Genomic DNA, 24,767 nt, shown 5'->3' with positions numbered 1-24,767 from the left:
TCAGGCCCGGGGGCTGAAGCCGGCCGGTACGGGGATGCCGGTCGCGGCGGAGACGATGTGCAGGGCCAGCCGCGGCGGGATCGCGTTGCCGATCTGTTCGAACTGCTTGGTCTTCGTGCCCTGCCACGGGTAGTCAGCGCGGAAGGACTGGAGGACAGCGGCCTCGGCCTGGGTGATACGAACCGTGTCGGGGTTCGCGAACTGCGACTCGCCCTTCGGCGACCGGTCCCTGTGCCCAGGCGGAGCGATCCGGTCCGTGGCGCAGACCGTGGTCGCGGGCCGCTTGAGGACCCACTGGCCGCCGGACTTGGCCGTGAAGGTGGGGGCCGGCGCGTCGTGCGGGCCCGCCGTCTGGCGGGTGCCGTCGGCCTGCTGGTTGCGGTTGGTGTGCAACACCCATTCGACGCGCGCGGCGTTATTCCCGAACGCCATGGTGGGGGCGGGCTCGTCACCGTTCCGTACCGCGGCGTTCGGCTGGTTGCCGTTCCGCAGGACCCACGAGACGTCGTTGCAGCGGGCGCCGAAGAAGAGCGTCCCGGCCGGCTCGTCGGCGCTGCGGACGGCGGCGTTCTTCTGGGTGCCGTTCCGCAGGGCCCAGTCCCCGCGGTCTCGGGAGGCTTCCAGGGCGGCGCGTGCCTGGCTCGGGAACGGTTCCGCGCCTCCCGTTTTGCCGCCGCCGGCGGTGACGGTGGGGACCGGGCGGTCCGTGGCTCCCCAGCCGAGCGCGTCGGCCATGGAGACCCAGGGCGCCAGGCACTCACCGAACAGGTCGTATTCCGGGTCCTCGGCGTGGGAGGGGACGGGGGCCGTGACGGTCCGTACCCGGGAAGCGATGAGGATGGCCCGCTTGCGGGTCTGGGGGACGCCATAGTCGGCGGCGTTGAGGATGCCGGTCCACACGCTGTAGCCCCAAGCGGTCAGGTATCCGGCGTACTCCTTCCACAGGGGAAGCACGTCAGGCACCTCCTCCATGCAGACCCACTCAGGCCGGAGGTCGTACATCCACCGCATCGGCTCGGCGGCAAGGATCGAACGCTCGTCCCTGCACTGGGAACGGAGCTCAGCCCGGGAGTCGCGACCGCGGGCCAGCTCGTGCACCGCCTGGCGGACGAGGGGCTGGTCGAGGAGGCCCAAACCCTTACCCGCACGGGACCAGGCCTGGCAGGGGGGCGAAGCGATCAGGCCGGAGATTCGCCCGTCGAACGGACGAGTGGGGTACTGAGCGACATCGCACTGCACCGTCAAGTGCTGGGCTGCAGCGCGGGTGTTGCAGGCCGCGCCGCACCACTCGAGACCGACGTCGGACAACTGCAGAAGGCGAAGTCCCTCCGACCATCCCCCGGGGCCAGCGAAGAGATCCACGATCACGCGACCCACCTCCAGCCCACGCCTCGGCGGACCTGGCGTACCAGCGAGACGCTCACACCAAGCGCAGACGCGACTGACGAGTGGTCGACTTCGGGGTGGGCCCGCATCCAGCGAACATCCGCTTCGGTGAGCTTGGACTGCCCGTTGTTCTCACCGACGCAAGGGGTGATGACGCGGCGGCCCTTGCTGATCATGTCCAGCGCGTTGACCTTGGCGTCCCCGTGAAACAGATGGCCGGGGTTGACACAAGGCGGGGTGTCGCACGCGTGGCACGCATGAGCACCGTCGCCGAGAGGCTTGCCCGTCGCGACGACGAGAGCTACTCGGTGGGCTCCGAATTCCCGCCTCCCGATGCGGACCCGCCCGTAGCCGCGAGCAGTCCGTGCGCCGGACCACTCCCAGCACGCCGGGGTCATGCGAACCATCTTCATGAAACGCCGCTCTACGCGTTCCGGGGCAAGTCGGGGACTGGAGAGTTCAGCAGGGGTCAGCCCCAAAGCGCGGAGGCCCGCGGCCCAGCCTCCGGGGCCCGCGAACCCAGCAGGGACGAGGTTGTTCATCAGGCAGCCTTTCGCAGGTCTCGGATCAGGTCGTGGACGTACTCGGCGCCGAGGTCGAGGCGGGCGGCGATCTCGGCTTCGGCCACGCCGTAGGAGGTGAGGTGCGCGATCTCCTGCCGGCGGTAGGCGGCGAGTTCGCGGCGGTTCATCTCCGTCACCGCGGCGGGCGAGGCCTGCGGGTCGTCGATGACGTCGTCGTCCCAGGCCGCTGGCGGGGGCCAGCCGCGTCGCGCCGCCAGGCGCCGGACGTAGTTCGCCCTGTCGGCCGGGACGCCGTGCTGGACCGGGTCCTGGTTCCAGAGCCGGTCGTAGGCCGTCGCCACCCGGTGGGCGGTCCTGGAGAGGACGCCGTCCTGGCAGCGGACGATCTCGCTCACGTACCGGTCGTGGCAGGGGATCTGGGCGGCGAGGTGCACCTGCGGCCAGCCCATCGCCATGAGCGCCTGGATGCGGCGACGGGTACCGGTCGCGTTGACGCGCCCCGTCACCACGTTGCGGGCTTCGACGGCGAGGATCTTCTGCGCCTTCGTCTCCCGGATGCGCCGCGAGGGGGGCCTGCCCTTGATGCTGTAGAGGAGATCCGTCACGTCGCAGCGCTTCAGACCGGCGTGGTGGGCTGCCCGGTCGGCGGAGACCCCGGCGGCCATGAGGGCCCTGATGTGCCGGCGGGCGGGCTCAGCATCGACGAGCGGGTCGATACGGGCGGTGCGGTTCATCGGCCTTCCCCCCTCCTTCGGGCCTGGCGCGGGATGCGCTTGGTGGCGGCCAAGATGGCGTTGCAGATGTCGAGGTCGCTGGCGCTGGCCGTGGCCTCGGGGTTCCGGGCGGCGGCCCCGGCGGTCCGCTTCCAACGCCGCCGGTCCGCGTCCTCGTCGGCCGTCGGACCCCGCATGCACCAGATCCACAGGACAGCCAGGGCGGCCAGGGTGAGGGCGGACGCGAGGGACTCTCCGCCGCTCACGCCGCCAGCTCCTGCCGTGCGGCCATCCGGGCGTCGTGCTGGGCGCGCTCGGCACGGCGGGTCTTCATGAACTCCCGGCCCGACATGGTCAGTCGGTAGGTGTTGACGACCTTGCCGCGGGCCTTCGGGTTGATCGACCGCACGTAGCCGACGTGCACCAGGGGGGAGGCCTTCCGCATCAGGAGGCTGTGGAAGTACAGGCCCGCCTGGTGGTGCTGGGATCCGGGGAGTACGGCGCGGATGTCGTTCATGGAGAACGGCTGGCCGTCGCCGGCTATGGCCGCGACGGCCTGGTCGTAGCGTGCCTCGGTCCAGTCGGAGAGGTTGGCGTAGAGGGAGGCGAGGAGCGCGTTGGCCGGCTCGCGCGCCTCGTCAGGGGTGAGGGTCATGACGTGTCCTCTCGCGTGTGCTGTCCTGGGGTGGGGCGGCCCCGGTTCCCGCGGGGCCGCCGGCGTGCTGTTACTGGCCGTCGTCCGGGGTGGCTCCGCGCTCCTGGGCCCCGACGTCGGGGCGGGGCGGCTGCCCCGACTCGGCGGGCGGGACCGGCGTCGTCCTGGCGTCGGCGGTGTCGCCGTCGTGGCAGTCCTCGCAGAGCGGGCCGTTCGGGGTGCGGACGAAGGGGCCGCCCTCGTCCCGGCAGCTGTCGGTGATGCACCAAATGCGGGCCATCAGAGGGGCCACCTCTCCGTGATGACCAGGCGGCGGCCGAGCGGGATCCGGATGTTCTTGAAGGGGTCCCAGCACGCGCAGGGCTCGACCTGCGCGTCGGGCAGGAGGGCGTGCTCGGCGGGCGTCTCGACGGTTCCTTCGCCGTGGCACTCGGCGCACTTGGGGTCGGGCTGGCGCTGGAGGTAGAGCGCGCGCTCGTACAGGTCGATGCGCCAGCGGCCGAGGGTGAGGGCGGTGGGCATGTCGTCTCCTCTCTCGAGTGGGGTGGGCCCCGCCCCCGTCGGGGGGAGGCTGGGGCGGGGCCCGTAGCCGGAGCGCGGGGCTGCGCTCGACGGCCGGTCTGGGTGGGTCGGTCAGGCGCTCTTGTGCGGGTCGCGGATCGGGACGACGACGTACCGGTAGGTGTCGTCGCCGGGGTCGTGGATGAGCGCCGGGGTCTTCGGCGTCGACAGTTCGAGGTGCACGACGCCGCCCAGCGGGGCCAGCCCGTCGAGGAGGTACACGGAGTTGAAGGCCGCTTCGAACTCGTCGTGATCGCCCTCGTACTGGGCGTCGACCTCGATGACCGACCGGGCGTCCCGGCCGGCGCGCAGCGTCACCCGGTCGGGACTCGCGTTGATCCACACGGGCTTGCCCGGCTCGGTCACCGCCATGGCCGCGCGCACCGCCTCGGCGAAGTCGCCGGCGTCTCCGACGATGCGGCCGCTCTTCGTGATGGCCAGCTGGTCGACCTTGTGGGGGAACAGGGTGGGGTCGATGAGCATGGTGGAGACCTGGCGGCGGGCTCCGGAGAGCGCGGCGGTGCCGGTGCCGTCGGCGGGCAGGGTGAGGTGCAAGCGGCCGTCGATGGCGGCGGCGTTGTCGGCAAGGGTCTTGCCGGGGAAGACGCCCATGGCGGTGACCGGTTGGTCGGAGGTCCAGGGCAGGGTGGCGGTCGCGATCCGGTAGCGGTCGGTGGCGGTGAGGCTGAGCACGCCGGCGTCGATCCGAAGGCGGATCCCGCCCATCCCGGCGAACGCGCCGTCGGCCTTGGGGTCCATGGCGGTCTTGACCCGCTTGAACGCCGCGGCGAACTCGGCACCGTCGACCGACCCCGTGGCGTCCGGCATGGACGGGAGGACGGGGTAGTCCCGGTCGTCCAGGGCGCTGAGGGCGAAGTGGGCCCCGGGGGTGCTGATCTCCAGCTCGCCGCTGGCGTCGGTGAAGGTGACCTCCCCCTTGCGGAGGGCTCCGACGATGTGCTGCAGCATCTGGCCGGGGGCGATGACGGTCCCGGGTCCGGCGGTGTCGGCGTTGACATCGGCGTGCGCGGCGGTCGTCCCGTCCCAGACGCTCAGCTGCAGGCGGCCGTCGGCGGCGTGCAGCCGCATGCCGGCGAGGACCGGGTTGAGGGGCTTGGCGGGGAGCTGCTTGGCGGCCCACGCGACGGCCGGGGCGAGCTCCTGCTGGGGAATGGTGACGTGCATCAGGCGGCGTCCTCTTCGAAGGGCAGCAGCTCCTGCACGGCGGCCGGGGTGGTCTCGATGGCGGCGGGCTGCTCCGGCTTCGACCGGGCGACCACGCGGCGGGGGCCGGTGATGGCGGAGTCGGGGAAGAGCGCGAGCTGTTCGAACATCGGTTTCTCCTGCGGTTTGTTGGGCCCGCCGGCCGGGGGACGTGACACCGTCGGCGCGGCGGGCGGTCTCATGCGGCCAGTTCGCCGCAGGCGTGCCCGTGCTGGATGTCCTCGCGGGGGCAGAGCGCCCCGCCGTGCGGGGGCCGGTGGCCCCACGCCGTCAGCCGGTTGGTGGCGGCCCGCCAGGTCTGCGGCACCGTCCAGTCGGCGGAGTACGCGGCTCGCAGCCGGGCGGCGATGTGGCGGGACGCGCCGCGGGGGAGGTCGATGCGGCGGCCGGTCTCGTCCCGGACCAGGGCCTGAGGCGTTCCGTCCTTCTGCTGGGCGAGGAGGATGGTCGCCGTTCCGGGAGCGATCTGGTCGATCCGGTACGGCAGCCGGGCCAGGTGGTGGCGTCGGGTGTGGGCCGATGCCCGCCGGGCGGGCAGCAGGAGCTCGGGCTCGCACACCTCGCGGGTCGCGGTCCGGTAGAGGTTCCAGACCTCCGCCGGCCATGCGGCCATGTCCTGGCCGAAGTGGCGCAGGTACTCGCCCTCCACGAGGACCAGCTGGTCCTCCATCAGGTCCAGGAGGTGGGGCTCGACGACGGTGCTCACGCTGCCCTCCCGGAAGCCGCGCGGGCGGTGGTGCCCTTGCGCATGTAGGGGAAGGGGCGGGTCATCGCGTCGGTGTCGGCGTCGTGCAGCAGGTGGCTGTTCTCGGCGCGGATGCCGTCCTGGAGTCGGGCCGCGCGCTCGGCGGCCTCGCGCTTCCTGCCGAGCGCCTTGAACCCGGCGACCGCCTGGGCGAGGGAGCGGGCGGCGTCGAGGAGGCGCATCCGCAGCGACGGCGTTGCGAGCAGCTGCTCGGCCGCCTCGGTGAGGGTGGGGCGGGCGGCGGGGTTGGTGTCGTTGGGCGAACCGGAGATGATGTCAGGCATCGGGTTCTCGCTCTCTGCATCTGGTTGCAGGTGAGGGGTTCTCGGTAGGCCCTCGGTCGCCGGGGACCGGGAAGAAACCGGCGTCGGGGGCCGGGCCGCTACTAGGCGGCGGAGTCGAACGGTCGAACCGTGCGGCGCTCGTTCTCGCGGCGGATGTCCTCCGGCGTGAACGTGATCCGGCCACCGTCGCCGTGGTGGTAGACCTCGCGCCGGTTGCACTTCCGGCGGAGGACCCGGGCGCTGGTGTACGGCAGGAGCCGGAGCGCGACCACCTCTTCGGGGGTCCAGCGCACCAGCTCAAGGGCCGCGAGGGCGGCGGCAGCCTTCTGCTTGGCGGTGCTGGCGGTCCTGGACTTGGCCGGGGGCGTCTTGCTGACGTCGGCGGTCACGTCTTCTCCTCACGGGTGATGGCGTCCACTTGCACGTGGAGCGCGGCGGCGATGGCTCTGACCGAGGGCTCAGCCGAGTCCTGGATCAGCCCCCTCTCGATGCGGGAGAGAGTGCTGCGGTCCAATCCGGTGGTGCGTTCGAGCGCACGGATGCCCATTTTCTGAGCCTCCCGTATGGCCCGAATTGCGGGTCCGTTCGGTCTCACGCTTAGAAAGTACGCTCACCCTGGGCGCAGATGCAAGCACTCTGCGCATACTCTCAGCACACTTTCTAAGCTCGACACGGCGTGACAGGCGCGCACGGGGCGTACATAGGGCGCGCGCGATGCAACCAAGAAAGGCCGAAATGCCTACTAACCAGCAGGTCAAAGCTCGGTAAGTGGGCTTCTTGGTTGCACGCGGGTGGGGCATAGTGGCCCCATGGACCGTGACTGGGCACTGCTAGGGAAGGCACTCCAGGCCGCCCGCAAGGCCGCCGGAGTTAGTCAGGACGAGCTGGCGAGCGAGCTCGACGCCAGCCGTTCCGCAGTGCAGCAGATCGAGGCCGGCAAGGAGTTCAAGAAGCCGACGGCCACCATCAAGGCGTTCGCGCGCCGGGTGGGCTGGACGGACAGCTCCGTCGAGGCCGTGCTCGCGGGCGGCACGCCCACCCTGCAAACGGCCGTCGACTCGGCGGCGCCTGCCGCCGAACCCCCCTCGCCGTTCCCGGGTCTGCCCCTGCGGATCGTGCACGAACTCACCGACGACGGAGCGCTGCTCGACACGGCAGTCGTCCCGCTGGGCGGCGACGCGCGCATGGTCGTGGTCATCAAGGGCTCAGCGACCGCCAGCCCCGAGCAGATCCGGCGGAACCTCGAGGCGTGGCGCGCGGCGGAGCAGCACCTCATCGAGGCCATCGAACTCGAGCAGGGCGACGGCGAGGACCCCTCGCCCGCCGTGCACGAGGCGTAGCCACAAATCACACAGGCCGCACACACCCCCTCCCCAAGTGACCCTTTGGTGTGGTTTCATGACCGAACGTCGACCATGGGGCCACCAAAAAGACGAGCGGGGTGGCCGATGTGTGTCCACGTTTTCCGAGTTCCATCGTCGATGCCGAACGATGCCCTCGTCTGGGTTGACCACTGCAGTTCCCACACCTGCGTGTACGTCGACCCGGGGCTGTTCAAAGCGGGCCGGCTGACGCCCGCGGCCTTGGCGGTGATCGACGAGGCCCTCGGTGTCCGGACGCCCGGACTCACCCTGAAGTCGGCCGCGCCGTGCCAGCGCCCACTCCTTCACGCCGTGGCCGGCTGACGAGCTGGAAGGACAGCGCAATGGCTTACGCGGAGAAGGTCTACAAGGTCCGGGCCGGCAAGCAGACCAAGCAGTTCACTTGGCGATGCCGGTACCTGCTGCCCGATGGGAAGTGGGGAAGCCAGCCGGGATTCCCCACGAAGAAGCTCGCCGAGGAGTGGGGCGACGCCCAGGAAACGGCGATGCGGGAGGGTCGTTGGATCGACCCGAACCTGTCCTCCAAGAAGTTCGGGACCTTCGCGAAGGACCAGTGGATGAAGGCCCAGGCCGTCCGCGGCCGGACCACGATGAACCAGTGGGAGCGCCTGGAGGCGCACATCCTCCCCGAGTGGGAGCACACCCCCTTGATCGCCTTCAACTGGTTCGACGTGGAGGCCTGGGCTAGGAAGGTCGCCAAGACGGCGGCCCGCAGCACCGTGAAGGACTGCGTCCAGCTCATGGCCCGAATCCTGAACGGGGCCGTGGACGCGAAGCACTTGGCCGTGAACCCCCTGGCCGGGCGGCGGCTCACCGGCCTGCCCGCGGACACGGCGAAGAAGAAGCCGGACGAGGAGCGGTGGGCCACGCCCGAGGTCGTGCTGCAGCTCTCGCGCCGGCTAGGGCCCGCCTACGGGATGCACATCCTGACGACGGCCTTCACGGGGCTCCGCTGGGAGGAACTCGTCGGCCTCCAGCGGCGGAACGCGCTCCTCACTCGGAAGCAGCGGCACGACGGGGGCGTCTTCTCCTGCCCGATCATCCGGGTAGACGAGGAGGAGGGCGCGCTGGCCGAGTACTACGTGCGGAACGAGGAGGGGAAGCGGAAGATCTTCCGGGGGCTGGAGCCTCCGAAGAACGGCCCGTCGGCCCGAGACGTGGACCTGCCGCCGTTCCTCGCGCAGCTGATGAAGGAGCACCTGAAGGAGTGGAAGTACGACTTCGTGTTCTGCACGCCGACCGGCAAGTGGTGGTGGCGCTCCGAGTGGTTCCGCATCATCCGGCCGGCGGCGGACGGGCGGGAGGCCAGGCCGAAGGCGCGCGGTACGGCGCTCAAGGAGAAGTGGGAGCCGATCATGCCGGGGCTGACGATGCGCGACCTGCGGCACACCCACGACACCTGGCAGGAGCAGATCGACGTGCGGCCGGTGTTGGGGTACGAGCAGATGGGGCATAAGTACCCTGGCATCAAGGGCACGTACCGGCACCCCACGCCCACCATGCGGCAGGAGCGCCTCGACGGGCTCCAGAAGCTGTACGAGCGGGCGATGGGCAACCTCGGGTGGGACTCGGTCTGGGAGCGGACCGAATCCCCTAAATCTCTCCTAAATGATCTTCCTGGAGAGGCTTCCGAGTGATCAGCTGGAGGTTCCCTCGCTGGTCACAGCCTCCTCCGCAATCGTCTCGTGGTGACGAATTACTTCAGCGATGATGAAGTTGAGGAGCTTCTCGGCGAAGGCGGGGTCGAGCTTGGCGTTCTCGGCGAGCTGGCGGAGCCGGGCGATCTGGCTCGCCTCGCGGCCGGGGTCGGCGGGGGGCAGCTGGTGGCGTGCCTTGAGGTGGCCGACCTGCTGGGTGCACTTGAAGCGTTCGGCGAGCATGTGGACCACGGCCGCGTCGATGTTGTCGATGCTGTCCCGCAGGCGGGCGAGTTCGGCGGTGACGCTCTCGTCGATGCCGTCGGCGGCGCGGCCCGTGCCGTTGCCCGTGCCGTTGCCCGTGCCGTTGTCGAGGTCGCTGATGTTCATGGTTGTCGAGAATACGTGGCGCGGGCCCGCAGGTCGCGGGGGTAGTCGGCCTGTGAGACGGCGGCCGGTCACAGGGGCAGGAGGGCGGTGACGACCAGCGTCCGTGGGGGGGGCGGGGCTCGCGGTGAGGCGGCCGTCGAGGGCTTCGGCGCGTTCGGTCGTGCGGGCGGGGGCCGTAGCCGCCGCGGGCCTTGCGGAGAGGCGGGGGCGGGGCAGCCGGTGCGGCGCGTCGGCGAGGGTGGCGTACGCGACGGGGTGGCCCCCGTCGAAGCTCGCGCCGCGGGGCGGTCGCAGCCGCGCTCCGGCCCCGACCCGGGGCGCCCGGGCGCCGGGGCGCCGGGTGCAGTCGCCGCCGGACGCCGGCCCGGCCGCGGGGCGGTGCCGCCGGACTCCGCCCGACCCACGGGCACCGGCCCACAGCCAACGGGCCGCGGGACGCTCGCCGCCGCGCTCCGGCCCGGGCCCGGGCCCGGGGCGCCGGGCCGTTGGAGCAGTCGCCGCCGCCCCGCGACCCGAACTGGGGGCGGTCGCCGCAGGACGCCGGCCCCGACCCGGGGCACCGGCCCACGGGTGCGGTCGCCGCCGAACCACGGGCACCGGCCCGCTGGAGCAGTCACCGCCGGGCCGCGACCCGGCCGCGGGGTGGTGCCGCCGGACTCCGGCCCGGACCCGGGGGGCCGGCCCACAGCCGCCGGGCCGGGGGTGGGCGGCGGCGGGCCGCGTCCCCGCCCTGGGGCGCCGACCCACGGACGGGGCGCCGGCCCCCGGGTGCGGTCGCCGCAGACCCACGGGCACCGGCCCACTGGAGCAGTCGCCGCCGGACGCCGGCCGGACCCGGGGTGGTGCCGCCGGACTCCGCCACCACCCACGGGCGCCGGCCCTCAGCCAACGGGCCGCGGCACGGTCGCCGCCGCGCCCCGGCCCGGGCCCGGGGCGCCGGGCCGCTGGAGCAGTCGCCGCCGCCCCGCGACCCGAACTGGGGGCGGTCGCCGCAGGACGCCGGCCCCGACCCGGGGCGCCGGCCCACGGGCGGGGCACCGGCCCACGGGCGGGGCACCGACCCACGGACGGGGCGCCGGCCTACGGGTGCGGTCGCCGCCGACCCACGGGCCCCGACCCGCTGGAGCAGTCACCGCCGGACGCCGACCCGGCCGCGGGGTGCTGCCGCCGGGCCGCGACCCGGCCGCGGGGTGGTGCCGCCGGACTCCGCCACCACCCACGGGCACCGGCCCACAGTCACCGGGCCGGGGGGCGGTGGCCAGGCCGGCGGGACGAGCGAGGGGCGGCGGCTGCCCGCCCCGTACGGGCTCAACCAGCGTGGCCGGGCTCGCGTCTTCGAAGGTGGGGAGGAAGCCGGACGATCCGCCGTGGAGGGCGGCGGGGACGTACTCGTCGAGGTCGAAGGTGGTGACGGTGACGGTGACGATGCGCGGCCGGTCGCTTCCGGACCGGCGCGGGGTGGCTTCGAGGCCGTCGAGCCCTGCCCGGTGGCGGGTGGCGAGGGCGGCTGCTCCGGCGCCGACGTCGGCGGAGGCTTCGGTGTCCGGCCGGCTTGCGATGATCATCGGGCAGCCGGTGGTGTCCGCGACAGCCGCGCTGGTCACCGTGCACCACCGTCGCCCGCTGTCGCCGGTTTCCTCCCCCGGGACCGGCGGGGGCGGGTGTCGCGGGGGCCGGGCGGCGGTCCGGCCGTGTGCCACGTCGCAAGCGGGTGTGCCCCGTCCTTCCGGCCGGTCGGTGCCGGGCCGGAAGGACGGGGCGGTGCGTGGACCGTGGGGGCTACAGGGTCGCCGCGGCGCTCTTGATCTGGGCGGCGAAGGTGGAGACCTCGGTGTAGACGCCGGGGTAGTCGGGGCGGGCGCAGCCTATGCCCCAGCTGACGATGCCGACCTGGATCCAGGCTCCGGCGTTGTCGCGGCGGAACATGGGGCCGCCGGAGTCGCCCTGGCAGGTGTCGACGCCGCCCTGGTCGAGGTAGCCGGCGCAGATTTCCTCGCTGGGGACGAGGTCGCTGTAGGCGGCGTTGCAGGCGGCGTCGGAGACGAAGGGGACGGTGGCCTTCATGAGGTAGCGCTGCTGGCTGCCGCCCTCGCGGGTGGCGCCCCAGCCGGCGACGGTGAAGGTGCCGTTGTCGTAGGCCTTGGTCTCGGCGATCTTGAGGGTGGGCAGGTTGATGGGCCTGGCGAGCTTGATGAGGGCCCAGTCCTTGCCGGTGCCGTTGTAGCCGGGGGCCCGCAGGACCTTGGTGGACTTGACCTTGATGGCGCTGGAGCTGTTGAGGTCGACGACTCCGGCGGTGGCGGTGATGGAGGTGTTGTTGCCGGAGCCGCTCACGCAGTGGGCGGCGGTGAGGACGATCTGCTGGGTGTAGAGGGCGCCGCCGCAGCCCATGGAGAGGCGGACCATGAAGGGGAACTCGCCCTGGGCGGCTCGGGTGCCGCCTACGACGGGTGCCGGGCCGGCGGTGGCGGTGCCGGGCTGGAGGCTGACGGCTGCGAGGGCTACGGCGCCGACGGCGAGGGTGCGCTTCATGAATCGCACAAGGCTGGACACAGTCAACACACTGCCTTTCGTGGGGGGTTGGGCCGTGCGCGTCATCGGGGAATGACGGGTCCATGACACAACGGGAGAGCGGCGGCCAACAAGAACGCAGTTTCGGCCAAGCCCCTCCAGGGCGACAGGGATTGCGGTAAGGAGGATCCGATGCAGGAGAACGGCGGGCCGGGCGGGGCCGTCGAGCACGGTTTTCCGCATCTGGCGATCGTGCGCGCCTCGATCACCGCGCTCTTCCGCCGCATGTCGGCCGACGGGATCCGCGCCTACGCCACCAGCCTCTCCCCCGCCGACGCGGCCTTCGACGCCTCCGACGACCTGCACCTGGGGGCCCAGCGGGTGGCCTCGGCGGTGGTGCGCGCGCTGCGGCTCCCGGACGCGCGCATGGTGGTCGCCTTCCGACCCATGGAGGAGGCGGCCACGGTGGAACTGACCGCGGGGCCGGAGTACTTCATCGAGGTCAACGACCGTTTCCGCACCCATCGGCGGGACCTGGCGGCCGCGCTGTCGCACGAGGTCGCCCATGTGCTGCTGCACCGGCTGGAACTCGCCTTCCCCGATCCGGCGGACAACGAGATCCTCACGGACACCGCCGCCGCCTACCTGGGGGCGGGCTGGCTGCTCCTGGACGCCTACCGGGAGGACGCCCTCACCCACCAGAGGTTCGGCTACCTGACGCCGGAGGAGTTCGGCTACGTGCTCGCCAAGCGGGCCGCGCTGCTGGGCGAGGACCCCTCCCCGTGGTTCACCAGCCCCCAGGCGTACGAGGCCTACGTGCGCGGGCGCGCGCTGGCGGACCGGGACCACCGCCGGGCGCCGCTCGCCGGCGCCGGCCCGCTCGCGCGGCGGCGGTACGCGAAGGCGCGGCGCACCGGGGCCGCCCCGGCGGGCGGGTCGGGGTACCGCTTCGAGCGCGAGCCCGCCGGCCCCGGGCTGCGGGTCAGCTTCCCCTGCCCGGTGTGCGAGCAGCGGGTGCGGGTGCCGGTGCGCGGACGGCTGCGGGCGCGGTGCGGCCTGTGCCGCACGGTGCTGGAGTGCGAGACGTAGTCCCGGCGGGCCCCGGGGGCCGGCCCGGGCGGACTTGGCTTGATCATTCACCGTTCGGTCGCGAAAAGTTTCCTACCGGCCAGTAGACATGGGTGCGGTTCTCGCCAACTCTGGTCACGTCCATGTCAATTCGTGACCGAGGAGCACCCCACATGCGCCTGTCCCGCCGCACCCGAACGCCCCGTACCGCCGCCGCCGGCCTCGCCGCAGCGGCCGCCGTCCTGACGCTCGTTCCGGCCACCGCGGCCGAGGCGGCCCCCGCCGCCGCGCCCGCGCCCGCACCCGTCTCCGCGTCGGCGAACACGTCCGCACCCGGCGGGAACGCGGCGATCCTCGGCATCGACTACGCCGCCTGGCAGCGGGAGGTGGCCGCCATCGTCGACGCGGCCCGTCCGGCCATCGAGCAGCGCATCGCGAACTCGCCCGCCGGCGAGAAGCCGGCCCTCGTCCTCGACATCGACAACACCTCGCTGGAGACGGACTTCCACTGGTTCTGGACCTACCCGACGCCGGCGATCGCCAAGGTCCGCGCGCTGACCCAGTACGCCCACGAGCGCGGCGTGGCCGTCTTCTTCGTCACGGCCCGCCCCGGCATCATCCACTCCCTCACCGAGTACAACCTCAAGGCCGTCGGCTACCCGGTGTCGGGGCTCTACGTCCGCGACCTGCCCGACCTCTTCGAGGAGGTCAGCCGGTACAAGACGGCCAAGCGCACGGAGATCGAGGCCCGCGGTTACACGATCATCGCCAACATCGGCAACAGCCCCACCGACCTGGTCGGCGGTCACGCCGAGCGCACCGTCAAGCTCCCGGACTACGGCGGCAAGCTCTCCTGACGCGCGGGGGGAACCGCCCGGTTCCCCTTCACGCACGATCTTCGCGCGGACGATCGCGCACAACATGATGGCCTGATTGCGGTTCAGCCGGTGGACCCAGCGGGTAGTCATACCCCAACGCACCGACGAAGACTCGGGCCCGACCCCTCGCCAGGGGGCCGGGCCCGCTTCCGTTTCCGGCCTCCGCGGGCGGGCCCCTCCGGGCCGCCGGCGTTGCAGGCCTGGCCACCGAGCCAACCCCCTCCGTTAACTCCATGGTCCAAAGCCAATTTCGATTGCGTTAAAGGCGATCCACAGGCCCCTGACCTGGGTTTCCATCGTTACTAAACTCTGTTAAGTTTTCTTCCGCCGATAACTCCTGAGGAGGGGGACATGGCCACAACTCTGGGCCCAGCCAGGCCCGTAGCCCGATCCGCATCCGCGCCGCCGGACGATCTCCGGGCCGTGATGCGGCTGTTCCCGACGGGCGTCACCGTGGTGTCGTCCGGTCGGGGCGCCCGCGCGGCGGCGATGACCGCGAACTCGTTCGTCTCGATCTCGCTCGAACCGCCCCGCGTGCTGGTCTCCGTCATGAAGTCGTCCCGCACGTATCCGTCGATCGACTCGAGCGGGGAGTTCCAGGTCCACCTGCTCTCCGACCGGCAGGACGAGGTGGCGCGGCTGTTCGCCGCCCGCGACAAGCCCTTCGGGCACGCCCTGGAGGGGCACTTCGCCACCGACGGCGAGACCTCCCGCCCGTACCTGCCCGGCGCCCTGGCCTCGCTCGACTGCCGGATCGAGGAGCGGTTCCCCGGCGGGGACCACACGCTTTTCCTCGCCCGCGTGGAGCACGTGCGGCCCGGCGAGGACACCGGCGGCGCGCTGCTGTTCCACCGGGGCCGGCTGACGCCCGCCCCCGCGGCCGCGCAGTGAGCCCCGCCCCCGGCCCCGCGGCCGTACGGGCCGTGCGCGGGGGGATCACGGTGGCCGAGGACAGCCCGCGGCAGATCGCGGACGCCACCCGCACGCTCGTCGGCGAACTCCTCGTCCGCAACGGACTGGAACGCGACGCCGTCATCAGCCTGATCTTCACCTGCAGCCTGGACCTCACCAGCGACACCCCGGCCCTCGCCCTGCGCGAGGACGGCTGGGAGGTGCCCGCGCTGTGCGCGGCCGACACCGCCTGGTCCGGAGCACCCGCCCGCACCGTACGCGTCCTGGCCCACGTCACCTCGTGCGGTCCGCTCGCACCCGTCTACCTCGGCGACTGCGCGCCCACCCGTCCCGTGCAGTCCCCGGCGTAGCCCGTACCAGCCCGTCGTCCACCTCACCGACCACCCACATCACGATCGAGGTCGAGACATGCAAGACCCGTCCCTGTACCCGGATCTCAAGGCCGTCCTGGAGGAGCTGAAGGAGGCGCTCGGCGCGGAGCGCGTGCGGCACGACGCCACGGCGCCGCTGCCCCCGGCCCCCAACGTGTCCGCCTTCACGTCCCGCGACACCCGCGCCGTGCTGCGGCCCGGCTCCGTCGCCGACGTCCGCGCCCTCGTCGGGGCCTTCCACCACGCCAAGGCCTCCGGCGGCGAACTCCCCGGCCTACAGGCCGTGTCCACCGGCCGCAACTGGGGGCTGGGATCCAAGGAGCCGGCCGCCGGACCCGTCGTACGCGTCGAACTGGACGGACTCGGCGCCCTGCGCGAGCTCGACACCGAGGCCGGCTACGCCGTCGTCGAGCCGGGCGTCACGCAGAAGGAGCTCTCCGAACGGCTCGCCGGCACCGGCCGGATGCTGAACGTCACCGCCTCCTCCGGCCACACCAGCGTCGTGGGCAACACGGTGGACCGCGGGGTCGGACTGCGCCACCAGCGCACCGAGGACCTGCTCGGCCTGGAGGTCGTGCTGCCCGACGGCTCGGTCGCGCACATCGGCTGGTGGCCGGGCGACACCTCGCACGGCAAGGGCGACGGCTTCAACCCGCTCGGTCTCGGGCCCAGCCTGCTGCACCTGTTCACGCAGTCCGACTTCGGGATCGTGACCGCCGCCGTGGTCCGGCTGCTGCCGCGCCCGCGGCGCCAGAGCACCGTCCGCGCACGGTTCCACCGCGAGGCGCTGGCCGAGGCGGTCGACGCGCTGCGCACGTGGAAGGCGAACGGCCTGGTCTCCGGTGTGGTCAAGGTCTACGACACCGCTTCGACGGCGACCTACGGCGGCGGGGACACCGCCGGCGGCTACGTCGCCCACATGAGCGTGGAGGGCACCGACCGCTCGGCCGGCGCCCTCAAGGCGGCCCTGCTGGCCGAGATGGCCGAGACGGGCCTGTTCACCTCCGCCGCACCCGGCGACGACGAGCAGCCTCCCGCCGACGACGACGTCGTCGCCCATGTGGTGGACGCCGCCTACCGCGGTTCGGTCGCGCACAACGAGCGCATGCTCGCCTCCGCCACCGGCGTGACCGCCGACCGGGTGGACGCCGACGGCAACGGCTGGCTGTTCTTCCTGCCGTTCCTGCCCTTCGACGGCGCCTCGGTGGTGCGGGCCCTGGACATCCTGGACCGCATCCACCTCGCCACCGGCATCCGGCCCGGCTCCACGGTCAACGCCCTGGACGCCGACGTCATCGACCTCGTCGTGTCCTTCCCGTTCGACCGGGCCACGCAGGCCGGGGCGGCCCACAGCGCCCTCGACCTCGCCCACACCTGGTTCGGCGAGGCCGGCCTGCGCCCCTACCGCCTCGACTCCGGGCACGCCCGCTCCGTCGTGGGGGGCGCCGCCGCCGAGGCCGCCCTCCAGCGCGCCCTGCGCGCCGCCGTCGACCCCCTCGGGGTCATGGCCGCCGGACGCTACGCGTGAGCGCCCCCGCCCCGTCCCACCCGACCCGCACCCCTGATGAGAACGTGATGACGACGACGCCGTACGTACCCGACACCGCCGAGGCGATCCTGGACCGCGCCCGCGAGCTCGTACCGGTCCTGCGGGAGAGCTCCGCGCGCATCGAGGCCGAGCGCCGGCTGCCCGAGGACATCGTGGACCTGCTCCGCGGCGCCGGGGTGTTCCGTGCCGCCATGCCCAAGACGTGGGGCGGACCGGAGCTGACGTCGATGCAGCAGGCCGAACTCCTGGAGGTCCTCTCCACCGGCGACGTCTCCGTCGGCTGGTGCGCGATGATCGGCATGGACTCCGGGATCTACTCCGGCTACCTCGACGACGAGGTGGCCCGCGAGATGTGGCCGACCCTGGACCTGGCCAACTCCGGCTGGATCTACCCGCAGGGCAGGGCCGTCCGGGTCCCCGGCGGCTTCCGCGTCACCGGCCGGTGGAAGTTCGGCTCCGGCTCCTCGCACTGCGACTGGCTGGGCGCCGGCGTGCACGTCTTCGACGAGGACGGGCAGCCGGAGAGCGACCCGGTCACGGGAGCGCCGCGGCACTGGCGGGTGATGATCGCCCGGCCCGGCGCGTACGAGTTCCACGACACCTGGCACACGACCGGCCTGGCCGGCTCCGGCTCGCAGGACTACTCCTGCACCGACCTGTTCGTGCCCGAGGAGCGGTCCTTCTCCTTCTCCGACCCCCGGCGGACCGGTCCGCTGCACGCCACCCCGGACGCCATCCTGCGCAAGATGCCCGGCATCCCGCTCGGCATGGCACGCGCCGCGCTGGACCACGTACGGGAACTGGCCGCGCAGCGCACCGACCGCGAGACCGGCACGCCGTGGCGGGACGACTACCGGATCCAGTCGGCGATCGCCCGCCTGGAGGGCGAGCTGATCGCCGCCCGCGCCGGGGTGTTCAGCACGCTCCAGGTGCAGTGGGACGCGCTCTCCTCGGGCGGCGCGCTGAGCGACGACGCCCGGGTGGCCACCGCGATCGCCCGGCGCCACGCCTTCCGCACCGCCCGGTCGATCGTCCACGAGCTGTTCGACCTCGTCGGCGGGTCGTCCGTCTACAAGCCGAACCCGCTCGACCGCTGGCTGCGCGACGCCAACACCATGTGCCAGCACGCGGTCGCCCAGGACTCCGTCCTGCAGCTGACCGGGAACGTCCTCCTGGGCGGCCGGTCCACCTCCCCCTTCTTCTAAAGACACAAGACGAGAAAGCGTCCAACCGTCATGGATTCCATACGTGTTGTGCTGTTCACCGAAGTCAACTCCAAACTCGGATCACCGTTCCTGAGCATCCTGCACGGCCACCCGGACGTGGAACTGGCCGCCGTGGTCACCTCGCCGCCCGGGAAGCTGTGCTCGTACTTCACCGACGACGAGGAGGCCGTCGACGTCGCCGACCAGGCGCGCGCCCTGGGCGTACGCGTCCTGCGCCCGCGCTCGGTCAACGACCCCGACGCGGTGGCGGCGCTGGCCGCCCTGGAGGCCGACTACTTCCTCGTCGGCAACTTCCAGCAGCTCCTCAAGCCGCCGCTGCTGGACCTGCCGCGGCGCACCGCCGTCAACTTCCACCCCTCGCCGCTGCCCGAGTTCGCCGGGCTCGCGCCGTTCTACTGGATGGTCCGCGAGGGCGCCTCGGCCAGCTCCGTGTCCGCCATCGAGATGGGTCGCAAGCTCGACGACGGCGACCTGCTGATGCAGCACCACATCCCGCTCTCGGGACGCGAGACCGGGCTGGAGCTGCGCACCATGCAGGAGCGGGCCAACGTCCTGATGCTCCTCGACCTGATCCCGCACCTGGTGGAGGACACCCTGGAGCGCACGCCCCAGGACGTCTCCCGCCGCTCCTACTACGGGCGGCCGCGGGACGAGCACTACCGGCTGGACTTCTCCCTGCCGGCCGCCGTCGTGGAGCGCCACGTCCGGGCCGCCTACCGCAGCCCCGGCGCCTGGTTCACCGCGCCCGGCGGGCAGCGCATCCGGCTGCTGTCGGCGGCGTACGGCGAGGACGACCGCCCGGCGCTCGGCGCGCGGCCGCCGGGCACGCTGGTGTGCGACGGCGGCGGGCTGTACGTGGCGTGCGCGGACGGCGACTGGCTGCGGCTGGTCACGGTGGAGTGCGGTGGACGCGAGGTGGCCGTCGACGACCCGGCCCTCGCGCTCCTCGGCGAAGCGACGACGGTGGGGTGAACGATGTCCTTGTTCGAAGCGACACAGCAGGCCGAGGTGCCGACGCAGGTGCGGCGGGTGCTGCACGTGCCGGCCGGCGGCGGGAAGGCCGTCTGGCTGTCCGGTGACGTCTACAGCGTCAAGGCCGGCGCGGCCGAGACGGGCGGGTCCATCGCCGTACTGGAGGCCTCGGTCCCGCCCGGCGGGGGTCCGCCCCCGCACCGGCACGCCGACGAGGACGAGGCGTTCTACGTCCTGGACGGCCGGCTGACCATCCGGGTGGCCGAGCACACCTACGAGGCGGGCACCGGGGACTTCGTGTTCGTGCCGCGCGGCACCGCGCACCAGTTCCACAACCACTCCCTGCACTCGGCGAAGCTGCTGCTCATCTTCACTCCGGGCGGCGTGGAGAACTTCTTCCTGGAGGCCGGCACGGAGCCCACCGCGGGCATGCCGGTGCCGGTGGAGGACCCGCCCGGCGTGGCCGAGGCGGGGGCGCGCCACGGTGTGATCCCGGCCGGTTTCGACTGATCCCGACTGCCGCGCCGCCGTTCTGAAACGACCGGTTGGGAGGGGTAGCCTCGTGCCCATGGCCAGGCCCAAGGAGTTCGACCCGCAGACCGCCCTGGTGGCGGCGATGGAACTCTTCCGCCGCCAGGGGTACGAGGCCACCTCGATCCAGGACCTGGTGGACGCGCTGGGCATCAACCGCTCCAGCATGTACTCCGCCTACGGCTCCAAGCACGACCTGTACCTCAAGGCCCTGGACCTGTACTGCGCCGTCGAGGCGGACCGGGCCCGGGTGAACCTCGCCGAGTCCGGCACCGGCCCGGCCCTGCCGGTCCTGCGCGCCTTCCTCCTCTCGTACGTCGATTCCGCGCTGGCCGACCCGCTGCGCGGCGGGTGCATGGTCACGCACGGCGTGCTGGAGCGGCTGCCGGGGGACGAGAAGGCGGCCGAGCGGCTCGGCGGTGCGCTGGGCTCACTGGAGGAGGCCTTCGCCTACCTCCTGCTGCGGGCCCGGGCCGGCGGCGAGCTGGCGCCCGGTACCGACGTCCGGGCCACCGCCCGCTTCCTCGTCACCCTCACCCAGGGGCTGCGCGTGATGGAGCGGACCGCGGGCCGGGACTACCTGGCGCAGGTCGTCGACCAGGCCCTCAGGGGCCTGTCCAGCACCGCCTGACGGCCACCCCGGCCGTCCGGCTGACCGGCTGACCTTCAATTCGGCTGCTCCGCACCCGGGTTGCGCCTGCCCAAGTTCTGGAACGATCGTTTATTTACAGAAAGGTGGTGACGGCCGTGCCCAAGGCCGTGTACGTCCTCGCCCTCGGCATCTTCGCCATGGTCACCAGCGAATTCGTGGTGGCCGGCCTGATGCCCCAGATCTCCGAGGGGCTGGGTGCCACCATCCCCCAAGTCGGCTACCTCATCACGGCGTTCGCCGTCGCCATGGCCCTCGGCGGGCCGTTCCTGGCGACCGCCGTGCTGAAGCTCCCGCACAAGAGCGCCCTGATGGTCCTCTTCGCCGTCTTCCTCGGCGGCAACATCCTGGCCGCGCTGTCCACCGACTACACGACGATGGCCGTCGGCCGCGTCATCACCGGTGTCGCCTCCTCCGCCTTCTTCGGCGTGTCGCTCTCGGTCGTCGCCGAGATCACCGAACCCGAGATACGCGGCAAGGCCATCGGCGCCGCCATGAACGGCCTGATGCTCGGCACCCTGCTCGGCCTGCCCATCTCCACCTTCGTGGGCGGGCAGCTGGGCTGGCGGGCCGCGTTCTGGGCGATCTCCGCCCTGACCGTGGTCGCGGCCCTGGCCACGGTCTTCGGCGTACCGTCCGTGACCGGCGCCGAGTCGGAGGGCGGCTCCTCCGTCAGGGAGGAGATGCGCGCCTTCAAGAACCCCCGGCTGTGGCTGGTGTTCTCCACCTCCACGCTGATCATCGGCGCGACCTTCTCGGCGTTCAGCTACTTCACCCCGATCCTCACCGAGCTCACGGGCTTCAGCGAGGGAGCGGTGCCCTGGCTGCTCGTCGCCTACGGCGCCGCGACCGTCGTCGGCAACAACATCGTGGGCCGCTTCGCCGACCGGCACACCATCGTGACCCAGCTCGTCGGGCTCGGCCTGAACATGGTCTTCCTCGCCGGCTTCGCCCTCTTCGCCGAGGTCACCGCGCCCGCCCTGATCTTCATGATGGGCATCGGCCTGGTCGGCGTCACGATGAACCCCTGCATGATCACCCGGGTCCAGCGCACCGCGAACGCCCGCCCGCTGGTCAACACCGTGCACTCGTCCTTCATCACCCTCGGCATCGTCATCGGCTCCTGGCTCGGCGGTGTCGGGATCAACGCCTACGGGCTCCGGGCGCCGCTCGTACTGGGCGTGGTCATGGCCTTCCTCGGTCTGTTCACCCTCCTTCCGGACCTGCGGAGCGCGAAGGGCGGCACCGACGGCTCCTCCCCTGCCGCCACCGAGCGGCAGCCGGCCACGGCCTGAGCCCGGCACCCTTCCGGATCGCCCGACACCCCCGCACAGAAGAGGAATCAATGTGACGACCACACTCCACGGCGTGGCCCTGGTGACCGGCGGCTCCCGCGGCATCGGCGCCGAGATCGCCCGTACGCTCGCCGCCCACGGCGCCGACGTCGCGGTCACCTACCGCTCGAACAAGGAACAGGCCGAGGAGGTCGCCGACCAGGTGCGGGCGCTGGGCCGGCGCGCCGTGACCGTCGAGGCCGACGCCGCCGACGCCGAGGCCGTCACCGCGGCCGTGGACCGGGTCGTGCGCGAACTCGGCCCGGTGCGGATCCTCGTCAACAACGCCGGTTACGCGGACATGACCTGCCCGCCCCTCGCCGAGGTGCCGCTCGCCACCCTCGACCGGACCCTGGACATCAACGTCCGCGGCGCCTTCCTCACCGCCCAGGCCGTCGCGCGGTCCATGCCCGACGGCGGCCGCATCGTGAACATCGGCTCCTGCCTCGCCACGCAGGTGCCCGCTCCGGGCTTCACCCCGTACGCCATGTCGAAGGCGGCCGTCCACGGCCTGACCGTGGGCCTCGCCCGGGACCTGGGCGAGCGCGCCATCACCGTGAACCAGGTGGCGCCCGGCTCGATCGACACCGACATGAACCCGGCCGACGGCCCGTCCGCCGACTTCCAGCGCGGCCTGAACGTCTTCGGGCGCTACGGCCGCGCCGAGGAGATCGCGAGCGCCGTCCTCTACCTGGCGAGCGACGAGGCTTCGTTCGTCACGGGCACCACGCTGACCGTCGACGGCGGCGCCAACGCCTGACGGCCCCGCCCCCTGACGCCGGGCCCCGGATCCGCATCGAGCCCCCTGCTCCGCCCCGGGGCCCGGCTCCCCCTCCCCCCTCCCCCACGCACCGCACCACGTACCGCACTCGCGCACGCAAGGGAACCTGTCATGCCGCATCTGGACCGCCGCGGATTCCTCGCCGCCTCCGCCGTCGCCGCGGGCGCCGGAACAGCCTTCCGCCACAAGCTGCCGGTCGCGCTGTGACGGACGGCGGCGGGCAGACGTTCCGCAGCCGCCACCTGACCATGATGGCCATGGGCGGCGCGGTCGGCACCGGCCTCTTCGTCGGCTCGGCGGAGACCGTCCGGGCGGCCGGCCCGGCCGCCCTGGTCAGCTACGCGCTGGCCGGGCTGCTGGTGCTGCTGGTCATGCGGATGCTCGGCGAGATGGTGGCGGCCCGCCCGATGGCCGGCTCCTTCGCCGACTACGCCCGCCTCGCCTTCGGCGACTGGGCGGGCTTCACGGTCGGCTGGCTCTACTGGTACGCCTTCGTCGCGATCGTGGCCATCGAGGCGATCGCGGGCGGGCAGATCGTGCACGGGTGGCTGCCGCAGGTGCCGGCGTGGACGTGCAGCCTGGTGCTGCTGGGGGCGCTGACGGCGGTGAACCTGCGCTCCAGCCGGTCCTTCGGGACGGCGGAGTTCTGGTTCGCGATCGTCAAGATCGGTGCGATCCTCGCGTTCCTCGTCCTGGGCGGGGCGTACCTGCTGGGCGGCGGGACGTCCGGTCCGGCGCTGGGGAACCTCACGGCGCACGGGGGTTTCGCCCCGCACGGGTTCGGCGCCGTCCTCACCGCGACCGTCGGCGTCGTCTTCGCTTTCGGCGGGACGGAGATCGTGGCGGTCGCGGCCGCCGAGTGCCCCGATCCGGGCCGGGCCGTCGCGCGGGCGACCCGTCAGATCGTCTGGCGGATCCTGGTGTTCTTCCTCGGCTCGGTGCTGCTGGTGGTCGCGATCGTGCCCTGGCCGCAGATCACCGGCGGGGAGAGCCCGTACGTGACGGCGCTGGACCGGATCGGGGTGCCCTACGCGGCGTCCGCGATGAGCGCGGTGATCCTGACCGCGCTGCTGTCCGTACTGGGCTCCACGCTGTACGCCTCCTCGCGCATGCTGCACACGCTGGCCGGGCACGGGGACGCGCCGCGCTGGGCGGCCGTGCCGCGGCGGGCGGTCCTGCTCGGCACCGTGGTGGGCTGCGGGGCGGTCGTGGCGCAGGCGGTGAGCCCCGGGCGGACGTTCCCCTTCCTGCTCAACTCGACCGGCGCCGTGCTGGTCATCATGTATCTGGGGATCGCCCTCTCCCAGTTCGTGCTGCGGATCCGGACCGAGCGGACCGAGCCGGAGAGGCTGACCTTCCGGATGTGGGGGTTCCCGTACCTGACGGTGCTGGTGGTGCTGGCGCTGTCGGCGGTCCTGTGCTCCATGCTGTTCACCGCGCAGACGCGGCCTCAACTGCTGATGAGCCTGGGCAGTCTGGGGGTGGTGCTGGCGGCGTGCGTCCTGACGCGGGGGCGGCGCAGGACCGGCGAGTTGCCGTTCGTCAACACGGTAAGGTAAGTAAACGGTGTTTGTACGGGGGGTGCGACACTCTCTCGCCCAGTCCTTGAGGAGGAGCCCCCGCCATGCAGACCCTGTCCCGCCGCGAACGCCTTCGGATCGAGACCACCGCGCAGATCAAGGAGGTCGCGCTCGGCCTGCTCGCCGCCGGCGACGTCGCGGGGATCACCCTGCGCGGCATCGCCCGCGAGATGGGCATGACGGCGGCGGCCCTGTACGGCTACTTCGACACCCGGGACGACCTGCTGGCGACGCTGGCCGCGGACACCTACAACCGGCTGGCCGACCAGCAGGAGGCGGCCCGGGACGCGCTCCCCGAGGACGCGACCGCGGCCCGGCTGCTCGCGGTCGCGGGCACCTTCCGGGAGTGGGCCCGCACCCACCCGGCGGAGTTCCGCCTCACCTACGGCGACAGCTCCCCCGGGTACGCCCCGACGGCCGACATCGTCGTGGCGGCCGCCCGCCGATGCTGCATGATCCTCCTCGGCCTGGTCGACGCCGCCTGGCCGCAGGCGCCCGAGCAGCTCAAGCGGGCCGAGGCGGAGTGGGCCGACTTCGTCCCCTCCCTGGCCGCGCTCGCCCGCGAGTGCTTCCCCCACCTCCCGCCGCAGGCGCTGCTGGCGTCGCTGCGGGTGTGGGGCCGGATGTACGGCCCCGTAGCGCTGGAGGTGTACCGCCAGTTCGGCCCGGACGCGAACCCGCGGGTGCTGTTCCAGGCGGAGATGGACTCGGCCCTGGAGATGCTCGGCCTGGAGAAGCCGCCCGCGGACGCGACCCGGACCGTGCCCGCGCCGTAGCGCCGGAGCGCCGGAGCGCCGGAGCGCCGCAGGACGGCCGGGCGGAGCGCCGCCCGACGACCCGCGGGCCGGGAACCCGGCCGGGTCGGCCGGACACCGCCGGGCGGTGTCCGGCGGACCGGGTTCGG

31 protein-coding genes are annotated in these 24,767 nt (G+C 72.6%); 16 read left to right on the top strand and 15 right to left on the bottom strand.

Translation table 11 applies throughout. The annotated features are described in order from the left end of the window. The 13 genes from AVW11_RS03830 to AVW11_RS03775 form a co-directional block, all read right to left on the bottom strand. Nucleotides 1–1,368: a DNA cytosine methyltransferase gene (locus tag AVW11_RS03830; RefSeq protein WP_076043206.1), complete on the bottom strand. Its 1,368-nt coding sequence runs from the start codon at nucleotides 1,366–1,368 to the stop codon at nucleotides 1–3. Further along, a complete protein-coding gene (locus AVW11_RS37975; RefSeq protein WP_143568797.1) occupies nucleotides 1,365–1,928 on the bottom strand; it encodes a hypothetical protein in 564 nt (187 codons plus the stop codon). The genes AVW11_RS03830 and AVW11_RS37975 overlap by 4 nt, the downstream gene beginning before the upstream one ends. Further along, the gene (locus AVW11_RS03820) at nucleotides 1,928–2,644 is read right to left on the bottom strand and encodes a hypothetical protein (RefSeq protein WP_076043204.1); all 717 of its coding nucleotides are present in this window, start codon (nucleotides 2,642–2,644) and stop codon (nucleotides 1,928–1,930) included. The genes AVW11_RS37975 and AVW11_RS03820 overlap by 1 nt, the downstream gene beginning before the upstream one ends. Beyond that, the gene (locus tag AVW11_RS03815; RefSeq protein WP_076043203.1) at nucleotides 2,641–2,889 is read right to left on the bottom strand and encodes a hypothetical protein; all 249 of its coding nucleotides are present in this window, start codon (nucleotides 2,887–2,889) and stop codon (nucleotides 2,641–2,643) included. Before AVW11_RS03815 ends, AVW11_RS03820 begins: the two co-directional genes overlap by 4 nt. Beyond that, on the bottom strand, nucleotides 2,886–3,278 hold the full coding sequence (locus tag AVW11_RS03810) for a hypothetical protein (protein ID WP_076043202.1): 393 nt from the start codon (nucleotides 3,276–3,278) through the stop codon (nucleotides 2,886–2,888). Before AVW11_RS03810 ends, AVW11_RS03815 begins: the two co-directional genes overlap by 4 nt. Nucleotides 3,279–3,348: 70 nt before the next feature. Next, the gene (locus tag AVW11_RS03805; protein ID WP_076043201.1) at nucleotides 3,349–3,558 is read right to left on the bottom strand and encodes a hypothetical protein; all 210 of its coding nucleotides are present in this window, start codon (nucleotides 3,556–3,558) and stop codon (nucleotides 3,349–3,351) included. Continuing rightward, on the bottom strand, nucleotides 3,558–3,800 hold the full coding sequence (locus AVW11_RS03800) for a hypothetical protein (RefSeq protein WP_076043200.1): 243 nt from the start codon (nucleotides 3,798–3,800) through the stop codon (nucleotides 3,558–3,560). Before AVW11_RS03800 ends, AVW11_RS03805 begins: the two co-directional genes overlap by 1 nt. A gap of 111 nt (nucleotides 3,801–3,911) precedes the next feature. Next, nucleotides 3,912–5,024 (bottom strand): DNA polymerase III subunit beta, encoded by a 1,113-nt coding sequence (locus AVW11_RS03795; RefSeq protein WP_076043199.1) that lies wholly within the window; start codon nucleotides 5,022–5,024, stop codon nucleotides 3,912–3,914. After that, a complete protein-coding gene (locus AVW11_RS37310; RefSeq protein ID WP_158076110.1) occupies nucleotides 5,024–5,173 on the bottom strand; it encodes a hypothetical protein in 150 nt (49 codons plus the stop codon). The genes AVW11_RS03795 and AVW11_RS37310 overlap by 1 nt, the downstream gene beginning before the upstream one ends. 68 nt (nucleotides 5,174–5,241) lie before the next feature. Then, nucleotides 5,242–5,769 carry a hypothetical protein gene (locus AVW11_RS03790; RefSeq protein WP_076043198.1) on the bottom strand — a complete coding sequence of 176 codons (528 nt, stop codon included), beginning with the start codon at nucleotides 5,767–5,769 and terminating at the stop codon, nucleotides 5,242–5,244. Continuing rightward, the gene (locus AVW11_RS03785; protein WP_076043197.1) at nucleotides 5,766–6,092 is read right to left on the bottom strand and encodes a hypothetical protein; all 327 of its coding nucleotides are present in this window, start codon (nucleotides 6,090–6,092) and stop codon (nucleotides 5,766–5,768) included. Before AVW11_RS03785 ends, AVW11_RS03790 begins: the two co-directional genes overlap by 4 nt. A gap of 101 nt (nucleotides 6,093–6,193) precedes the next feature. Further along, a complete protein-coding gene (locus AVW11_RS03780) occupies nucleotides 6,194–6,481 on the bottom strand; it encodes a hypothetical protein (RefSeq protein ID WP_076043196.1) in 288 nt (95 codons plus the stop codon). Next, nucleotides 6,478–6,687 carry a helix-turn-helix domain-containing protein gene (locus AVW11_RS03775; RefSeq protein WP_076043195.1) on the bottom strand — a complete coding sequence of 70 codons (210 nt, stop codon included), beginning with the start codon at nucleotides 6,685–6,687 and terminating at the stop codon, nucleotides 6,478–6,480. Before AVW11_RS03775 ends, AVW11_RS03780 begins: the two co-directional genes overlap by 4 nt. A gap of 214 nt (nucleotides 6,688–6,901) precedes the next feature. Between AVW11_RS03775 and AVW11_RS03770 the strand changes: the two genes are divergently transcribed. Together AVW11_RS03770 and AVW11_RS03760 are read left to right on the top strand one after the other, a co-directional pair. Beyond that, entirely contained in the window at nucleotides 6,902–7,432 is a 531-nt protein-coding gene (locus AVW11_RS03770; RefSeq protein ID WP_076043194.1) for a helix-turn-helix domain-containing protein, read from the top strand. Between the two features lie 365 nt (nucleotides 7,433–7,797). Beyond that, nucleotides 7,798–9,111, top strand: coding sequence for a site-specific integrase (locus AVW11_RS03760; RefSeq protein WP_076043192.1), 1,314 nt, complete (start codon nucleotides 7,798–7,800; stop codon nucleotides 9,109–9,111). Here AVW11_RS03760 and AVW11_RS03755 read toward each other — a convergent pair whose 3' ends face one another. Then, on the bottom strand, nucleotides 9,112–9,501 hold the full coding sequence (locus AVW11_RS03755; protein ID WP_079250495.1) for a chorismate mutase: 390 nt from the start codon (nucleotides 9,499–9,501) through the stop codon (nucleotides 9,112–9,114). 1,779 nt (nucleotides 9,502–11,280) lie between these two features. After that, a complete protein-coding gene (locus tag AVW11_RS03750) occupies nucleotides 11,281–12,033 on the bottom strand; it encodes a S1 family peptidase (RefSeq protein WP_030850786.1) in 753 nt (250 codons plus the stop codon). Nucleotides 12,034–12,204: 171 nt separating this feature from the next. On the opposite strand from AVW11_RS03750, the gene AVW11_RS03745 reads away from it, so the two are divergent. From AVW11_RS03745 to AVW11_RS03685, 14 genes are all read left to right on the top strand, one after another. Beyond that, on the top strand, nucleotides 12,205–13,101 hold the full coding sequence (locus tag AVW11_RS03745; RefSeq protein ID WP_030850789.1) for a hypothetical protein: 897 nt from the start codon (nucleotides 12,205–12,207) through the stop codon (nucleotides 13,099–13,101). 152 nt (nucleotides 13,102–13,253) lie between these two features. Then, complete coding sequence (locus tag AVW11_RS03740) at nucleotides 13,254–13,937, top strand: HAD family acid phosphatase (RefSeq protein ID WP_076043191.1); 684 nt, start codon at nucleotides 13,254–13,256, stop codon at nucleotides 13,935–13,937. Nucleotides 13,938–14,384: 447 nt separating this feature from the next. Further along, nucleotides 14,385–14,849: a flavin reductase family protein gene (locus tag AVW11_RS03735; RefSeq protein ID WP_037833823.1), complete on the top strand. Its 465-nt coding sequence runs from the start codon at nucleotides 14,385–14,387 to the stop codon at nucleotides 14,847–14,849. Beyond that, on the top strand, nucleotides 14,846–15,220 hold the full coding sequence (locus AVW11_RS03730; RefSeq protein ID WP_076043190.1) for a chorismate mutase: 375 nt from the start codon (nucleotides 14,846–14,848) through the stop codon (nucleotides 15,218–15,220). The genes AVW11_RS03735 and AVW11_RS03730 overlap by 4 nt, the downstream gene beginning before the upstream one ends. A gap of 58 nt (nucleotides 15,221–15,278) precedes the next feature. Further along, a complete protein-coding gene (locus AVW11_RS03725) occupies nucleotides 15,279–16,769 on the top strand; it encodes an FAD-binding oxidoreductase (protein WP_076043189.1) in 1,491 nt (496 codons plus the stop codon). Between the two features lie 47 nt (nucleotides 16,770–16,816). Then, nucleotides 16,817–17,995: an acyl-CoA dehydrogenase family protein gene (locus AVW11_RS03720; protein ID WP_060178954.1), complete on the top strand. Its 1,179-nt coding sequence runs from the start codon at nucleotides 16,817–16,819 to the stop codon at nucleotides 17,993–17,995. A 48-nt stretch (nucleotides 17,996–18,043) separates the two neighbouring features. Then, nucleotides 18,044–18,988, top strand: a complete 945-nt coding sequence (locus AVW11_RS03715) for a methionyl-tRNA formyltransferase (protein ID WP_076043188.1) — start codon at nucleotides 18,044–18,046, stop codon at nucleotides 18,986–18,988. 3 nt (nucleotides 18,989–18,991) lie between these two features. Continuing rightward, nucleotides 18,992–19,498, top strand: a complete 507-nt coding sequence (locus AVW11_RS03710; RefSeq protein WP_030850811.1) for a cupin domain-containing protein — start codon at nucleotides 18,992–18,994, stop codon at nucleotides 19,496–19,498. Between the two features lie 58 nt (nucleotides 19,499–19,556). Then, the gene (locus tag AVW11_RS03705) at nucleotides 19,557–20,150 is read left to right on the top strand and encodes a TetR/AcrR family transcriptional regulator (RefSeq protein WP_076043187.1); all 594 of its coding nucleotides are present in this window, start codon (nucleotides 19,557–19,559) and stop codon (nucleotides 20,148–20,150) included. A gap of 116 nt (nucleotides 20,151–20,266) precedes the next feature. Next, a complete protein-coding gene (locus AVW11_RS03700) occupies nucleotides 20,267–21,463 on the top strand; it encodes an MFS transporter (RefSeq protein ID WP_076043269.1) in 1,197 nt (398 codons plus the stop codon). 52 nt (nucleotides 21,464–21,515) lie between these two features. Further along, a complete protein-coding gene (locus AVW11_RS03695; protein WP_030850819.1) occupies nucleotides 21,516–22,262 on the top strand; it encodes an SDR family NAD(P)-dependent oxidoreductase in 747 nt (248 codons plus the stop codon). A 132-nt stretch (nucleotides 22,263–22,394) separates the two neighbouring features. After that, nucleotides 22,395–22,490: a twin-arginine translocation signal domain-containing protein gene (locus tag AVW11_RS36340; protein ID WP_107423229.1), complete on the top strand. Its 96-nt coding sequence runs from the start codon at nucleotides 22,395–22,397 to the stop codon at nucleotides 22,488–22,490. Then, complete coding sequence (locus tag AVW11_RS03690; RefSeq protein WP_206281871.1) at nucleotides 22,487–23,842, top strand: amino acid permease; 1,356 nt, start codon at nucleotides 22,487–22,489, stop codon at nucleotides 23,840–23,842. Before AVW11_RS36340 ends, AVW11_RS03690 begins: the two co-directional genes overlap by 4 nt. 65 nt (nucleotides 23,843–23,907) lie before the next feature. Continuing rightward, nucleotides 23,908–24,639, top strand: a complete 732-nt coding sequence (locus AVW11_RS03685; protein WP_037833826.1) for a TetR/AcrR family transcriptional regulator — start codon at nucleotides 23,908–23,910, stop codon at nucleotides 24,637–24,639. The last annotated feature ends 128 nt before the right edge of the window (nucleotides 24,640–24,767 follow it).

Source organism: Streptomyces amritsarensis (genome assembly GCF_001953875.1).
GTDB lineage: Bacteria > Actinomycetota > Actinomycetes > Streptomycetales > Streptomycetaceae > Streptomyces > Streptomyces amritsarensis.
This window is presented reverse-complemented; position numbering and strand designations above follow the sequence as displayed.

Bases quoted from the DNA above. Each gene is read 5' to 3' on its own strand.
- AVW11_RS03720 (WP_060178954.1), top strand. From the start codon at position 16,817: ATGACGACGACGCCGTACGTACCCGACACCGCCGAGGCGATCCTGGAC.
- AVW11_RS03735 (WP_037833823.1), top strand. From the start codon at position 14,385: ATGCGGCTGTTCCCGACGGGCGTCACCGTGGTGTCGTCCGGTCGGGGC.
- AVW11_RS03760 (WP_076043192.1), top strand. From the start codon at position 7,798: ATGGCTTACGCGGAGAAGGTCTACAAGGTCCGGGCCGGCAAGCAGACC.
- AVW11_RS36340 (WP_107423229.1), top strand. From the start codon at position 22,395: ATGCCGCATCTGGACCGCCGCGGATTCCTCGCCGCCTCCGCCGTCGCC.
- AVW11_RS37310 (WP_158076110.1), bottom strand. From the start codon at position 5,173: ATGTTCGAACAGCTCGCGCTCTTCCCCGACTCCGCCATCACCGGCCCC.
- AVW11_RS37975 (WP_143568797.1), bottom strand. From the start codon at position 1,928: ATGAACAACCTCGTCCCTGCTGGGTTCGCGGGCCCCGGAGGCTGGGCC.
- AVW11_RS03820 (WP_076043204.1), bottom strand. From the start codon at position 2,644: ATGAACCGCACCGCCCGTATCGACCCGCTCGTCGATGCTGAGCCCGCC.
- AVW11_RS03705 (WP_076043187.1), top strand. From the start codon at position 19,557: ATGGCCAGGCCCAAGGAGTTCGACCCGCAGACCGCCCTGGTGGCGGCG.
- AVW11_RS03805 (WP_076043201.1), bottom strand. From the start codon at position 3,558: ATGGCCCGCATTTGGTGCATCACCGACAGCTGCCGGGACGAGGGCGGC.
- AVW11_RS03740 (WP_076043191.1), top strand. From the start codon at position 13,254: ATGCGCCTGTCCCGCCGCACCCGAACGCCCCGTACCGCCGCCGCCGGC.
- AVW11_RS03725 (WP_076043189.1), top strand. From the start codon at position 15,279: ATGCAAGACCCGTCCCTGTACCCGGATCTCAAGGCCGTCCTGGAGGAG.
- AVW11_RS03755 (WP_079250495.1), bottom strand. From the start codon at position 9,501: ATGAACATCAGCGACCTCGACAACGGCACGGGCAACGGCACGGGCAAC.
- AVW11_RS03710 (WP_030850811.1), top strand. From the start codon at position 18,992: ATGTCCTTGTTCGAAGCGACACAGCAGGCCGAGGTGCCGACGCAGGTG.
- AVW11_RS03685 (WP_037833826.1), top strand. From the start codon at position 23,908: ATGCAGACCCTGTCCCGCCGCGAACGCCTTCGGATCGAGACCACCGCG.
- AVW11_RS03770 (WP_076043194.1), top strand. From the start codon at position 6,902: ATGGACCGTGACTGGGCACTGCTAGGGAAGGCACTCCAGGCCGCCCGC.
- AVW11_RS03795 (WP_076043199.1), bottom strand. From the start codon at position 5,024: ATGCACGTCACCATTCCCCAGCAGGAGCTCGCCCCGGCCGTCGCGTGG.
- AVW11_RS03810 (WP_076043202.1), bottom strand. From the start codon at position 3,278: ATGACCCTCACCCCTGACGAGGCGCGCGAGCCGGCCAACGCGCTCCTC.
- AVW11_RS03745 (WP_030850789.1), top strand. From the start codon at position 12,205: ATGCAGGAGAACGGCGGGCCGGGCGGGGCCGTCGAGCACGGTTTTCCG.
- AVW11_RS03750 (WP_030850786.1), bottom strand. From the start codon at position 12,033: ATGAAGCGCACCCTCGCCGTCGGCGCCGTAGCCCTCGCAGCCGTCAGC.
- AVW11_RS03785 (WP_076043197.1), bottom strand. From the start codon at position 6,092: ATGCCTGACATCATCTCCGGTTCGCCCAACGACACCAACCCCGCCGCC.
- AVW11_RS03800 (WP_076043200.1), bottom strand. From the start codon at position 3,800: ATGCCCACCGCCCTCACCCTCGGCCGCTGGCGCATCGACCTGTACGAG.